Source organism: Acidisphaera sp. S103 (genome assembly GCF_009765975.1).
In the GTDB taxonomy this organism is placed as follows: Bacteria; Pseudomonadota; Alphaproteobacteria; order Acetobacterales; family Acetobacteraceae; genus Rhodopila.
Genome location: NZ_LMUJ01000031.1, coordinates 264,955 through 278,549 on the forward strand (window position 1 = coordinate 264,955; position 13,595 = coordinate 278,549).

14 protein-coding genes are annotated in these 13,595 nt (G+C 64.4%); 7 read left to right on the forward strand and 7 right to left on the reverse strand.

Features of this window, described 5'->3' with window-relative positions; translation table 11 throughout:
- Positions 1–73: 73 nt before the first annotated feature.
- Together GSQ89_RS05750 and GSQ89_RS05755 are read left to right on the forward strand one after the other, a co-directional pair.
- Complete coding sequence (locus GSQ89_RS05750) at positions 74–1,009, forward strand: glyoxylate/hydroxypyruvate reductase A (RefSeq protein ID WP_158922902.1); 936 nt, start codon at positions 74–76, stop codon at positions 1,007–1,009.
- 111 nt (positions 1,010–1,120) lie between these two features.
- A complete protein-coding gene (locus GSQ89_RS05755) occupies positions 1,121–1,888 on the forward strand; it encodes an HpcH/HpaI aldolase/citrate lyase family protein (protein ID WP_158922904.1) in 768 nt (255 codons plus the stop codon).
- Between the two features lie 142 nt (positions 1,889–2,030).
- On the opposite strand, the gene GSQ89_RS05760 is transcribed toward GSQ89_RS05755, so the two are convergent.
- Positions 2,031–2,615 (reverse strand): YjbE family putative metal transport protein, encoded by a 585-nt coding sequence (locus GSQ89_RS05760; protein ID WP_158922906.1) that lies wholly within the window; start codon positions 2,613–2,615, stop codon positions 2,031–2,033.
- Positions 2,616–2,676: 61 nt separating this feature from the next.
- Between GSQ89_RS05760 and purB the strand changes: the two genes are divergently transcribed.
- The 3 genes from purB to GSQ89_RS05770 all read left to right on the forward strand — a co-directional run bounded on the left by purB (position 2,677) and on the right by GSQ89_RS05770 (position 4,794).
- The gene (purB, locus tag GSQ89_RS05765; RefSeq protein WP_158922908.1) at positions 2,677–4,008 is read left to right on the forward strand and encodes an adenylosuccinate lyase; all 1,332 of its coding nucleotides are present in this window, start codon (positions 2,677–2,679) and stop codon (positions 4,006–4,008) included.
- A 271-nt stretch (positions 4,009–4,279) separates the two neighbouring features.
- Positions 4,280–4,477, forward strand: a complete 198-nt coding sequence (locus GSQ89_RS38365; RefSeq protein ID WP_216856024.1) for a GxxExxY protein — start codon at positions 4,280–4,282, stop codon at positions 4,475–4,477.
- Positions 4,456–4,794: a GxxExxY protein gene (locus GSQ89_RS05770; RefSeq protein ID WP_216856025.1), complete on the forward strand. Its 339-nt coding sequence runs from the start codon at positions 4,456–4,458 to the stop codon at positions 4,792–4,794. Before GSQ89_RS38365 ends, GSQ89_RS05770 begins: the two co-directional genes overlap by 22 nt.
- Positions 4,795–4,805: 11 nt before the next feature.
- On the opposite strand, the gene GSQ89_RS05775 is transcribed toward GSQ89_RS05770, so the two are convergent.
- Entirely contained in the window at positions 4,806–5,972 is a 1,167-nt protein-coding gene (locus tag GSQ89_RS05775) for a saccharopine dehydrogenase family protein (RefSeq protein WP_216856026.1), read from the reverse strand.
- Positions 5,973–6,217: 245 nt separating this feature from the next.
- Between GSQ89_RS05775 and GSQ89_RS05780 the strand changes: the two genes are divergently transcribed.
- Positions 6,218–7,156, forward strand: a complete 939-nt coding sequence (locus GSQ89_RS05780) for an NAD(P)-dependent oxidoreductase (RefSeq protein WP_158922912.1) — start codon at positions 6,218–6,220, stop codon at positions 7,154–7,156.
- A 24-nt stretch (positions 7,157–7,180) separates the two neighbouring features.
- Complete coding sequence (locus GSQ89_RS05785) at positions 7,181–7,912, forward strand: SDR family NAD(P)-dependent oxidoreductase (RefSeq protein WP_158922914.1); 732 nt, start codon at positions 7,181–7,183, stop codon at positions 7,910–7,912.
- Positions 7,913–8,106: 194 nt separating this feature from the next.
- Here GSQ89_RS05785 and hpf read toward each other — a convergent pair whose 3' ends face one another.
- From hpf to GSQ89_RS05810, 5 genes are all read right to left on the reverse strand, one after another.
- Positions 8,107–8,694 carry a ribosome hibernation-promoting factor, HPF/YfiA family gene (gene hpf / locus GSQ89_RS05790; protein ID WP_158922916.1) on the reverse strand — a complete coding sequence of 196 codons (588 nt, stop codon included), beginning with the start codon at positions 8,692–8,694 and terminating at the stop codon, positions 8,107–8,109.
- 191 nt (positions 8,695–8,885) lie between these two features.
- Positions 8,886–10,262 carry a DUF2252 domain-containing protein gene (locus GSQ89_RS05795; RefSeq protein ID WP_158922918.1) on the reverse strand — a complete coding sequence of 459 codons (1,377 nt, stop codon included), beginning with the start codon at positions 10,260–10,262 and terminating at the stop codon, positions 8,886–8,888.
- A 117-nt stretch (positions 10,263–10,379) separates the two neighbouring features.
- The gene (locus GSQ89_RS05800) at positions 10,380–10,832 is read right to left on the reverse strand and encodes a phosphatidylglycerophosphatase A (RefSeq protein WP_158922920.1); all 453 of its coding nucleotides are present in this window, start codon (positions 10,830–10,832) and stop codon (positions 10,380–10,382) included.
- Positions 10,829–11,668, reverse strand: a complete 840-nt coding sequence (locus tag GSQ89_RS05805; RefSeq protein WP_158922922.1) for an alpha/beta fold hydrolase — start codon at positions 11,666–11,668, stop codon at positions 10,829–10,831. The genes GSQ89_RS05800 and GSQ89_RS05805 overlap by 4 nt, the downstream gene beginning before the upstream one ends.
- Positions 11,656–13,563, reverse strand: coding sequence for a lytic transglycosylase domain-containing protein (locus tag GSQ89_RS05810; RefSeq protein WP_158922924.1), 1,908 nt, complete (start codon positions 13,561–13,563; stop codon positions 11,656–11,658). The genes GSQ89_RS05805 and GSQ89_RS05810 overlap by 13 nt, the downstream gene beginning before the upstream one ends.
- Between the last annotated feature and the right edge of the window lie 32 nt (positions 13,564–13,595).

Consider the following 13,595-nt stretch of genomic DNA (forward strand, 5'->3'; position numbering starts at 1 on the left):
GGAATGGCGACACACGGTAGAGTCGCCATGTCCGCCCGGGGCTGGGCACGATCGAACGACGCAGGAGGCTATTGTGGCATTGCTCATCGTTGATCTCGACAAACACATCGGCAACGCCACGGCATGGCGGGATACGTTCGCCGGACAGCTACCGGACCTGGAAATCCGCATTTGGCCTGAGGCGGGAAATCTGGCGGATATCGAATATCTCGCTTTCATGCACCCCGATTTCGATCAGCTTCCCATTCTCCCGAATTTGAAAGTCATGTTCAGCCGCTCCGCCGGGGTCGAGTCCTTTATCAGCCATCCCAAGCTGCCGAAGGTCCCGCTATGCAAAGTCGAGCCGCCAGGCGGCGATCCGATGATGACGGAATACGTCGTCATGCACGTTCTTCGTTTTCATCGCGACATGCCCGGCTATCAGGCAGCTCAGGCCAATCGGGAGTGGCGCCGCACGACGATCGTGCGCCCCGAACAGAGGCGTGTCGGCTTCCTCGGTTTCGGCATGATGGCGAAAGCGCCGGCGCTCGTGTTGAAGTCCCTCGGATTCAAGGTCTCGGCCTGGGTCCGCAACCCAAGAACGGAAGCCGACGTCCCGATCTATCACGGCCCCGACCAGCTTGAGCCATTTCTCCAGCAAACCGACATCGCCGTCTGCCTGCTGCCCCTGACAAGGGAAACAGAAGGCATATTCTGCGCGCGCACCTTTGCCATGATGCCACGCGGCGCGATGCTGGTGAATGTCGGGCGCGGCAAGCATGTGGTGGATGCGGATCTGATCGACGCGCTCGATTCGGGGCAGTTGTCATACGCCGCGTTGGATGCGCTATGGCCGGAGCCCCTGCCGCCGACAAGTCCGCTCTGGCTGCACCCCAAGGTCACCGTGATGCCGCACGTGGCTCGGCGGCCGACGGTCGCTCAACTTGTGACGGAGATTGCGGCCAATATCCGAAGCATCCAGGCCGGCGGACGTCTCTTGCAGGAAGTCGACCTCACGACGGGATATTAGCCCCAATTGTGCAGGCCATGACCCGGCGCACCCCTTGCCTCGGGCGCGTGTTTGCGTTTGATAGGGCGTAATCCATTTGCCGGATCAATGAACAACACCCGAGGTGCGACCATGCGACTGAACAAAATCAAGCAGATGTGGCAGGCCGGCCAATGCGTGACCCTGGGCTGGCTCTCCGTGTCCCACGGCTTCACCGCCGAGGTCATGGCACGCCAGGGCTTCGATGCTCTGTGCGTCGACCTGCAGCACGGCACCTCCGAAATGAAAGACGTCGGACCGATGCTGCAAGCGATTTCGCAGACCGACACGGTCCCGGTCGTGCGGGTCGGATGGAATGAGCCGGTGGCCATCATGAAAGCCCTGGACCTTGGCGCCTATGCCATCATCGTGCCGCTGATCAACACCGCCGAGGAAGCAGCATTGGCGGTGTCCGCCTGCCGCTATCCGCCCGTCGGCATGCGCTCGAACGGGCCGGTGCGGGCCATTCATTACGGTGGCGGCGACTATGTGGCCAACGCCAACAATGAGATCGTCATCATGGCCATGATCGAGACGAAGGAGGGCCTCGCCAACCTCGATGCCATTTGCGCCACGCCCGGCCTCGACGCCGTCTACATCGGGCCGGCCGACCTGTCGTTCGCACTCGGTCTGGCCCCGCGCGGCGATAACCCCGACCCGCTCCATCTCGCCACCTGCGACAAGATCCTGGCGACAGCGCATAAGCACGGCATCAAGTGCGTCATGCACTGTGCCAGCGCGGCGTTCGCGGCAGGCGCGGTGAAGCGCGGCTTCGACATGGTGATGCTGACGTCCGACCTGTCCTGCATGATCGCCGGTGCTCGGGCGCAGCTCGACGAGCTCAAATCCAAGACAGCCTGAAAACGGCGTCATCGCCGGCTCTCCGGGCGTCCGACGCAGCTATGAACGGGCAGTGCGACAAGCATGCGGAGGCTTGACGCACTGCCCGAAGGCCGCACGCGAAAGCCCGCGGGCAAACCGCGGGATTGTTGACCAAACCACCTTAAATCGCCCCCGCGACCTCGTGCCCGCCATGCCAGATCATGGTCACCGCCACGTACAGCACGATCAGCAGCCCGATCCATGCGATCCAGCGGTGCCGCTCCAGCAACCGGGCGATCAGGCCGGCGGCCAGACCCATCAGCCCGACCGACAGCAGCAGCCCCGCCACCAACACCCAGAACCGGTCGTGCGCCGCGCCAGCGACGGCCAGCACGTTGTCCAGGCTCATCGACACATCCGCCAGGATGATCTGCGTCATGGCCTGGCGCAGGGTCTTGGTCCCCTCGCCGCCGGCAACAACGCTGTGCGAACGCCGCAGCTCGCGAAACATCTTCCAGCAGACCCACAGCAGCAGGACCCCGCCGGCCAGCAGCAGCCCGATGATCGCCAGCAACTGCAACGCCACCGCGCCCATCGCGATCCGGATCGCCGTCGCTCCGCCAATCCCCAGCAGGATCGCCGGCCGCTTCTGCCGCACCGGCAGACCGGCCACCGCCAGCCCCACCACCACCGCGTTGTCGCCCGCCAACGCCACGTCGATCATTACCACCTGAGCCAACGCGACCAGGTCCTGAGTCCAATCCATGCTTGCCTTCCAGGATGTCTGGGTCTAGCTGGTCCTTCCCAACGCACCGGGCAAGGCAGCGATGATTCCGCGTTACTCCCGTCCCGAAATGGCCGCCATCTGGGCGCCCGAAAACCGCTACCGCATCTGGTTCGAAGTGGAAGCCCTCGCCGCCGAGGGCATGGCCCGCATCGGCGCCATCCCTGAGTCCGCCGCCCGCACCATCCGCGAAAAAGGTGCCCCGAAGCTCGCCGTCATGAACGCCGCCGATGTGGAGCGGATCGACGCGATCGAGCGTGAGACTCGCCACGATGTGATCGCCTTCCTGACCTGGCTGGCCGAGGCGGTCGGTCCCGATTCCCGCTTCGTGCATCAGGGCATGACCAGCTCCGACGTTCTGGACACCACGCTGTCGGTGCAACTGACCCAGGCCGCGGACATTCTGCTGGCCGACATCGACGCCGTGCTGGCCGCGCTGAAGTCACGGGCGATGGAGCACAAATACACCCTGACCATCGGCCGCAGCCACGGCATCCACGCCGAACCGACGACGTTCGGGTTGAAACTCGCCGGCCACTATGCCGAATTTGCCCGCAACCGAACCCGCCTGGTCGCTGCCCGAGCCGAGGTTGCCGTCACGGCCATCAGCGGCGCCGTCGGCACGTTTGCCCACCTCGATCCCAGCGTTGAGGAATACGTCGCCTCCAAGCTGGGCCTGAGCCCCGAACCCGTCTCCACCCAGGTCATCCCGCGCGACCGCCACGCCGCGTTTTTCTGCACCCTGGGTATCATCGCCAGCGCGGTGGAGCGCCTGGCCACCGAAGTGCGCCATCTGCAACGCAGTGAGGTCCGCGAAGCCGAGGAATTCTTCCACCCCGGCCAAAAGGGCTCCTCGGCGATGCCGCACAAGCGGAACCCGGTGCTCAGTGAGAACCTGTGCGGCCTGGCCCGCATCGTCCGCTCCGCCGTCACCCCGGCATTGGAGAACGTGACCCTATGGCACGAACGCGACATCAGCCACTCCTCGGTGGAGCGCGCCATCGGACCGGACGCCACGGTCACCCTGGATTTCGCCCTGATGCGTCTGGCCGGCATGATGGAGAAGTTGTTGGTCTACCCACAGCGCATGCTGGCGAACCTGGAAAGCCTGGGCGGCGTCGTTCACTCGGGTGAGGTGCTGTTGGCGCTGACCAAGGCCGGCATCCTGCGCGAGGACGCCTACCGGATCGTGCAAAGTTGCGCGATGGCCACGTGGACCAAGCTGGGCACACCGGAAGGCCAGTCGTTCCGGGTCAATCTGGAAGCCGATCCGGATGTCGCGCGTATGGTCAAACCCGCGGAACTGGACGCGGCCATGGACCCAGCGCTGCACCTGCGGTCCGTCGACCGGATTTTCGAGCGGGTGTTCGGGTAGGGAATTAGCCTAAGCCAAATTAGCCAGAGCCGGACGAGCCGGAACCAAAGGGAGAAAGTGACCCCCACTCGGCTATGCAGGCGATTTCGGATGATCCGTCGAACCACATCCGCCCGACCATTCCCACGGTCTTCGAGTGCAAAAGAACGATTCCGGTTCAGGCCATTACGACCTGAGGGGGCATCTTTCGTTAGCACTCGCGGGGTAGGACATTCGCACCCCGTCAGGTGTCGGGGATGCCAAGGCAGGCTTTTAAGGCGGATGAAGCGGGATGCAGATGGATGAAGGGGATGAGTGTTTGTTGGGGTCGTTGACCGAACGGATCATTGGCTGCGCTTTCAAGATCGCCAATGTGCTCGGTCATGGGTTCATTGAAAAGGTCTACGAGAACGCCGTTACCCACGAAATGAGGAAGTCCAGGCCACGCGTCGTGCAGCAGGGGGCATCGTGGTCTTTTACGATGACCTGATAGTCGACGAGTACACCGTCGACGTGATAGTCGAAGACCAGGTCATAGTCGAACTCAAGGTGGGCGGCACGCTGAGCAACGTGCAAACCCCGCAATGCCGAAACGATCGACGGCCGACCGGCAAGCCCCCACGCCTACTGATCAACTTCGGCCGATCCCAAGTCGAAATCCGCCGCATCACCGCCCAAGCCAGATCGCGAAAACAATCTCCTTCATCCCCCCTCATCCCGCTTCATCCGCCTCAAAAAAGACAAGCCACCACCACACGCCGGCATTGCAATCGCAACGGATTGTTTACGGAAAGCATCAACAGCTAGGCGAAAAGCGCCTAATGATGATTGGGCCAATGCAGACGGGGTCCGACGCATTCGAAGCGTGTGGTGCTGTGGATCCGATACAGGGTGAATTCGGCCTCGATATCCGCGAGCGGCAAGACGCCGACGCAGGCCGAGGCACCAGGCCGCGTAATACGACCCTCATCCAGCGCGCGCAGCACGGCGAGTGCCGGCAGTGTCGGCACGAACGGACCATCTCCCGCTTCGGCCACCAACGACCAAATCCCACTGACCTTGTCGCCATTCTGGTCTGTGCCGATCGCCTCAACGGTCATGCCACCCCGATCGGTTCCGAACCGTTCCAGCAGGCCGGCCACCCAACGGAACGAACGTGCCAGTGGCGCGAGCGACCGGACCAATCCCAACCGCACCGGCAGGCTGGTTGCCAATAGACCTAGGTGCAGCAACGGCATTTCCAGCCCCGCGCGCAACACGGCCGACGATGTGACCATGAAACGGGCGGGAACGATGTCGAGGTCGGGAGTCTCGACCAATGACAACCAACGCCTTCCCAACCCCGGCATGTCTCGTCGCACTGTCATCCCCCAGCCTGGCCGCGTGCGCCAGGCACCGTGGGTGAAAACGCGCACCGGCCGGCCCGCATAGCTCAGGATGGCGCGTACCACGGCCAGGCCGCGCGGCGCCCGGTTGCCGGGAGAGATCGCGATCTCCACACCGTCCACCGCTCGCCATCCGGCCGTCAGCGCTTCCAGGACGGCGTTGGATAACGCGGGTGTGGTGCTCACGCCGGTCAGTGCGACCACGCCAGCCTGCTTCGCGGCGGTGTCCAGCACACTGAAGCCGGCGACGAAATCCCGAGCGTCCGCGAGGTCGATATAGTGGATACCGGCGGCGATCGACGCTTCGGCCAACCGATAATCGCCACCCTGGAAAGGACCCGCCGCATCCACGACGGCAAAAGCACCAGTGGCGATCAGGCGATCGGGCGTGACCGTGCGAGCGTCCATCACCAGCGCGCTGGTCCGCCCTGCCGCGTCCGGTATCGCGTCGCAGCGCTGGACCATGGCGGCCAAACGCGCTTCATGACGCCCGGCGATGACCACGTTCAACGCAGTGCGCCGCAGCAGCCCGGTGACAAGCCGCTCACCGAAAACGCCGGTCCCGCCTACGATCAGAACACGCGGTGTTGTCTCAGTCACCTTGTTACTCATCCGGCTCGATGCCGTCGCCCGATCGCGCATCATCCGGCGATGATTCTCTCCCCATGTCGCCTGGCCTCCAAACGATCGCGACACATGCCGAGACCGATACAAATGGCTTCATCCCAGGAACAATAGGCCGGGCCAAGGTTGCGTTACCACGCCCGAGTCGATCCGCCGGCTTTTGCCACCCGCCCTCACCCAAGCTAACCTCCCACAAAACAACGCTCGGGAAGGAAATCACCATGTCAGTCTTTGTCATCGGCGGCACCGGATTCATCGGACTCCGCGTCATCAGGCTGCTCGCGGCACGCGGCGAGCAGGTCGTGTGCATGGACATCAACCCGAACGCCGCACCGTTCGCCGACCTCGGCAGCCAGGTGCGCGTTCTCCGCGGCGATGTCACGCAGTTCGACGACGTCATCTCCAACATGAGCGCCGCCAAACCGTCCCGGGTGATCAATCTGTCCTACTACCTGGGCAGCGAGCATGCGCCGCACGTCGCGACCAAGCTGAATATCCTCGGGATGGATAATTGTTTCGAGGCCGCGCGTATCTGCGGCGTCAACCGCGTGGTCTATGCCAGTTCGCTCGCCGTCAACGGAATGCAGAAGCATTACGGCGACAGGATGATCACCGAGGACGACTTCCGCCACGGCACCAACCAATACGCGGTGCACAAGATTTTCAACGAATTCCAGGCGGCCGACTACAACGAAAAGCACGGCATGACGATCACCGGCATCCGTCCCGCCAACGTGACCGGCCCCGACAAGGTCCGCGGCTCCGTCGATCACGTCAACTGCGTCACCCAGCCGGCACGCGGCAAGCCGGTATCGTTCCCGCACAAGGATGCAATGCGCTGCCCGGTGCATGTCGACGACATCGCCGAAGTCTTCACCCGCGTACTGATGACCGACAAGCCGCGCCAGAGCGTCTATAACACCGGCGGCACCGCGATCAGCCTCGGCGACCTTGCCGACATCGTGCGTGGCTACCTGCCGGACGCCAGGATTGCCTTCGAAAAGGAAACCGGCGGCAAGGAGATCTCCGGCAATTACATGATCGACAACAGCCGGCTGATCGAGGAGTTCGGCATCCAATACCGCCCGTTCCGCCAGCGCGTGCTCCAAATCATCAACGAAGTCCGCGCGCAGGAAAACCTGCCCCCGATCGCCGGCTGATCGTCTGTTGCCAGGGAGGAACCAATGAACCGTCTAGCCGGAAAGATCGTGTTGATCAGTGGCGGCGCGCGCGGACAAGGCGCCGCCGAGGCCCGCCTGTTCGTTGCCGAAGGCGCGAAAGTCGTCATCGGTGATGTTCTGGAATCGGAAGGGAAACGCCTCGCCGAGGAACTGGGGAACGCCGTCGTCTTCGTGCGCCAGGACGTGACGCGCGAGGAAGACTGGACCAAGGCGGTGAACGCCGCCGCCGGGCTGGGTGGTCTGCACGGACTGGTCAACAACGCCGGTATCTATCAGCCGGCGACCCTGATGGAGACTGACGCCGCGTTGTTCGAACGGCATATGCGGGTCAACCAGCTTGGTTGCTTCCTCGGCATGAAGGCGGTCGTCCCCTTGATGGAGCAATCCGGTAGCGGATCGATCGTCAATATCTCGTCCGTCGCCGGCTTGCGAGGGTCACCGGGCGCGATCGCCTACAGCGCAACGAAATGGGCATTGCGCGGGATGACCAAGGCCGCCGCGGTCGATCTGGCGCCGCGCAAGATCAGGGTCAACTCCGTGCATCCCGGACCGATCGATACCGAAATGCTGAAGGTACGCACACCGGAACAAAACCAGCAACGCCTGAAGGCCGTGCCGATGAACCGCCAGGGCACCGCGGAAGAGGTTGCGAACCTCGTGCTCTTCCTGCTCTCGGAGGAAAGCGGCTACATCACCGGCGCCGAGGTCGCGATCGACGGCGGAGCGACCCTGTAGCCACCTGACGCATGCGCGCCGCAAGACCGGTTCCGTGCCCTATGACGGCATCGAAAGTCCGCTGGGCGGTTTCGCGATCGATCCAATCGCAGCTGTCGGGTATTTGCCCGACAGCTTCTGTGCCGGCACGCCGGGCATCGCTGCCTCGGCATCCTGTTCCTTCTCCATCCCGGACAGGGAACAGGCCGAACGCGCTACACCCCCGGGTCGATCCACCCGATATGGCCGTCGCCGCGCCGATACACCACGTTCAGCACGCCGGAGGCACTGTTGCGGAACATCATCACCATCTGATCCGCCAGATCCATCCGCATCACCGCCTCGCCCACCGACAGGCTGGCGATCTCGGTCTGGGTCTCCGCGATCACGGTGGCGAACGCTTCATCCAGCGTGCGGCCATCGGTCGCGGCGTGGTCCACCCCGTTCACTTCTTCCTGAAGAATGTATTGCCGGGCGGCCTCGGGCTTGGTGCGCTGGGCGAGGTCGCGGTGATGTTCGTTCACCCGCCGGCGATAGCGGCGCAGGCGCTTGGCGATATGCTCAGCCGCGTCATCGAAGGCGGTATTGGCGTCTGCCGCTTCGCCCTCGCCGCGCAGTTGTAACCCTCGTCCCGCGTGAACATTGATATCGCACGTGAAAAAACTTCGTGCCCGGCTGAACGTAACCAGCGCCTCCAACGCATGGTCGAAATATTTGCCCGCGATCGTGTCCATCTGCGTGGACACCCGGGTCCGCAATGCATCCGACAAATCGACTTGTTTGCCGGAGACTGTGATCTGCATCATTTTCTCCCGACCAGTTCGACAGGCCGCTCGGGACGATTAAATGACCGGTGTCCCAGCGGCTATCGGTATTTGGGCACGGCGCGGGATGCGGTGTCCACTACCGATAATGTCTTTGTCACATATGCACACGCGTGTGACATTCCAGGGTGTGTAAACGGGTTTGCGGCCTATCGCCGACCTTACAATCCTTACGCCCCGTGCGCGTCGATCTGGCCGGCCTTGATCGCTTCCACGAATAGCCGCCAGTCGGCCTTGTTCTGCGCCGCGTAAGCGAGCGCAAAGGCGGAAATCGCGGAGTCGAACGCCGTGCCGGAGCCGATATACCCGGCAATACGAGCCGGATCCCCCGATCGCGCATGGGCACGGGCCAACGTTACCCCACACAGCGTCGCGTGATAGGGCAGCGCGCCCTCCGCCAGGTCGGCGCCGATCACCGCCAGGCGACTGTCTTTCAACTGCCGGATATAGCATTGCTGGTCGTCGCCGCGATCCTCCGTCCAGCCGAGGAAAAGATCGGGCACTGTCTGCATGATGCGCTGCCCCACGACCACCCGCTGACCTTGATTGGCATACACGCTTGGCCCCGCGAACGGCGCCAGGACCGAGGGCTGCGCCTCCTTCAGCTGCAGCAGCAGGGTCTGGTCGTCGCGTGTGACAAACAGCCCGATCGCGCAGAACGTGCCCACACTGCCCACACCGACCACCTTGAACGCGACATCGGCCAATTCATAACGATCCAGCAGGATGCGGCGTTCCTCCGGCAGCGACAATTTGTAGGATTCGAACGCCGTGCGGGCGACGATTTCGTGCGTGTCGTCGCGCTGCCCGGACAGCGGGAAGATCAGCGGCGGCTTTTCCTTGATACGCCACCGGCCCTTGGTCCGTTCGATCAGCTTCGGGTAGCCAGCATGCCCGGCTTCAACCGCGGTATCCAGCCGCTTCAGCTCACGGTCGCGCAGCCTCGGGTCCTCCACCCCATCCAGCACCTCGATGACGTCGACACGGGACCGCCAGGACGCCAGGGGAGCCAGCCGCACAAGTTCGTGCATATGCCGCCGGTACGCCTGCACGACGGCTCCAGCGAGGTGACGTGCGGTCCGGTCGCCAAGGTCACGTGACTGGGCGTCGACGGCGAAACTGGCGGCAAGGCGCTTGAGGTCCCACTCGAATGGAGCTGGCAGGGTTTCGTCGAAATCGTTGACGTCGAAGACCGGCGTGCCCTCGGGCGAGGCGAACGTACCGAAATTCGCCAGATGACAGTCGCCACAGGCCTGCACCCACAGGCCAGTCACCGGCGTGTCCGCCAGGTCGGCCGCCATGATGGCCGCGCCGCCGCGGAAAAAGGCAAACGGCGAAGCCCGCATACGGTCGTAACGTATAGGTAACAGGCTGGCGATGCGGTGACGGCCGGCTTCAAGCAGGATATCCACCGGATCGCGGCGCGTGGCCGAGGGTGCCCAATGCGCGTGCAAACTCCGCGGCACGATCTTGCGAAGTGCCTGACCAGCCTGACGCCGCTCCATCGCGGGCAGAACGGTTGCCGTCTGCATATGCTCCAAGGGCATTGGGGCGTTTCCGGGAAGTTTCAGTATATCACACCTTGATCTGCAAGAATCGCAAGTGTTAAAACTACCGGATAGCACTAATTCGATGAATTTTTGGCCGATTCCGTCTTGATACTGTCACATTAACCATTCCGGTTGCGAAAACCGCACCGCCAACAGCAGCGCCGCCGCGATAAAACCAGCGATCACATCGTCGGCCATGATGCCGAACGCGCCATGCCTGCGGTCGGCCCACCCCACCGGCCCCCACTTGGTGATGTCGAACAGGCGGAAAAGCATGAAGGCGGCGACAAGGCCCGGAATCGTGGGGCGGGCCAGGGCGAGCATGGTAATCCACTGACCAGCGAACTCATCGATCACGACCCAGCCGGGGTCGCCTTCGATGTTCGCTCGTTTCACTGAAAGATATCCACCGATGGTTGCAAGTAACGCCATGAATGCAAGCGTCCATGGGGATAACAGCAGGAATCCGGCACCCGTCACGACAGCGGCGGCCGACGCGACGGTCCCGGCAGCCAGCGGCGCATAGCCGGTGCCGAAACCGGCGGCGATGAAGCGCGCCAACCTCATGTGTTTTGCGCTAGAAAAGTCTGGATGGCGGTCAGTGCCGGTGGCTCCGTCAGAATGGGGGCGTGGCCTATGCCGGGAAGCGTCACCACGGTCATGTCCGGGTGGACGTCCTGCATGCGCGTCACGGTGGCCGGCAGCAGGATGTTGCTGACGCCGCCGCGAATCAACAGGCTTGGCAAGTTGGCGAGCCCGCCGAACAACGGCCACAAGTCCGGGGCGGGTCGGTTCAGCAGTTGCGCGATCGCGGTATCCCAGACCGGATGGAACCGGCCGTCCGATCCCGCCTGGTAGGTGAGTTCCGCCATGCGGCGCCACGCGGCGTCACCGTCCAGTGACATCGGCGGCAGCGTGGTGCGCAGGAACGCGGCGCAGGCGTCCAGGCTCTCCAGCGCCGGGTCATTACCAACGAAATCGCGGACGAAATCGGCGCCCTCCGAACCGATATCCGGGCCGATATCGTTCAGCACGACAGCGCGGATCAGGGCCGGGCGGGTGGCGGCCAGGCCCATGGCCAGCAGCCCGCCGAAACTGGTGCCGATAACCACCGCATGGTGGACGCCAACGGCGGCGCAGACATCCATGACGTCCCGAACGCAAGCCTCCGGCGCAAAGCGCGCGACATCGCGGGACCGGCCGGAGTCGCCCCTACCCGCATAATCAATGGCCACGACGCGGCGGCCGTCACCGATCGCCGGCGCCAGCAGTTCGAAGTCCGCGCCGGTGCGGACCAGCCCCGGCAGGCACAGGACCGGCGACAGGCTGTCGCCCCCATCCCATTCCCGGACATGGATCGGCAGCCGGTCCCACGCACTGATGCGGTGGACTACCGGGTCCACGGCGTGTTCGTCAGGATCGGTGCCGGGTCGTGCAGAGCGGCGCGGTACATCACCACATTCTCGGTCACCCGCTGGACATAGTTGCGGGTTTCGCCCACCGGGATCAGCTCGATCCAATCGACCATGTCGACCGGACCGGTGCGCGGGTCGCCGTTCTCATTCAACCATTGTCCCACGCGCGCCGGTCCAGCGTTGTAGGCAGCGGCGGCCAGCGGCAGGCTGTTGTCGAAGTGCGTCAACATCTCCTGCAGATAGGCCGTGCCGAGGCGGATATTTTCCCCCGCGTTTATCGTCAACGCCGGGACCGAGATCTGGATGCCAAGTTCCCTGGCCACCGCCTGCGCCGTGGGAGGCATCAACTGCATCAGCCCACGCGCCCCCGATGGGCTGAGGGCGCCGATTTCGAAACTGCTCTCCTGCCGCATGATAGCAAGGGAGAAAGCCGGATCGGGCGGCGCGGCCGGATCGTAGGGCGTGGGCCAACCGGCATGCGGCAACGCCAGCCCGTCCCGCCCCATGCGGCGGGCGACGAACACCGCGCCATCCGGCATGCCGGCCTGCAACGCGAACGTGGCGGTCAAGGCGCGTTCGGCGGGGATTGGGGCGAGTTCGTCCATGCGCGTCAGGAATACCCGGGCGCGCGACGGGTCACCCCAGGCGATCAGCCAGGCGGCGGCGCGCAGAACCTCGTGTTCGGTAAACGCCAGCGCGGCGTCCCGGGTCCAGGTCGGGTCGTGCAATTTGGCGATCCGAACCGCCGGACGTTCACCAAGCGCGAGGATGGCGAGCTGACCATAAAACGTGGTCGGCCAGGTGGCCGCTTTCTCATATTCCGGCTTCGGATCCTTGCCCTCCGCCGCCAACGCCCGCCCCAGCCAGTAATGCGCACGTCCCTGGGTGATGATGGAGTGGGATTCGGCCAGCACCGAAAAATGGCGCGCGGCGGCCGCCGGGTCATGCAGCATCCGCAGCGCGATGAAACCAGCGAGAAATGCCGCGTCCGCACGCGGTTCCTCCGCGGTCTGGCGATTGGCCACGACCACGGCATAGGCGGTCTTGGCGTCCCCCTCACGCAGCAGCTTGCGGGCCAGCAGGTTCCGTTCCGACCAGAACGCCGGCAGGTTGCCCGCATCCGGTGTCCGGATCAGCAAAGCGGCCGCCTCGGCATCGTGATCGGTGCGGCGCATCGACCGAGCGCGATCCAGCGTCAGGCCGGGGTCGTCGCGCAAGGCCGGCGGAAGTGCGGCCACCAGCGCCTCGGTTCGCGGGTCGTCGCGTTTCGCCGCAAGGCGGGCCTCAGCCGCTGCCTGATAGGCTGGATCGAGGCGGGCCACCTGGCGAGCGGCGGCCGATGAATCCGACAGCCACGCGAGCCGCTGAAAACGAGCCCACTGGTCGTCGGCGGTGACGATGCCACTCCACCGGCGAAGGAACGCCGCCTCATCGTTTGCCGTGGTGATGGAGTCGACCCACGCTCGGCGGGCAATCGCGTCGGCGTCCGCGACGTGGCCGGCATTGGCGGTGGCGTCGGCACAGCGCAGCATGGCGGCGGCCAGTGCCGGCGTCGGCGTGCACTGCGCCAGCACCGCGGCGTCGTCCGGATCCGAGGCAATGGCCTCCTCACGGCGGCGTTCCAGGATCGCCTGCGCGGGCCAATCCGGGTTGCGCTGCATGAAGTCGGCGATTTCGGCCGCCGTGGCGGCGCCGGGTGCGCGAAGACGGAAATACAGCACCAGTTTCTCCGCCACCGGATCGGCGAACCGAGCGGCTTCCGCCTGCGCGTCGGCCCAGCGGTCGGCCCTGATGTAGTCCAACGGATTGGGTCCCTGCGCGCGGGCACCCCCGGCCAGGAACAAGGCGAGGCCGGTCAGGACAAAGCGAATCGGGACACGCATGCCTCCTTCTATCAAGCTCAGCCTTGCAGCGC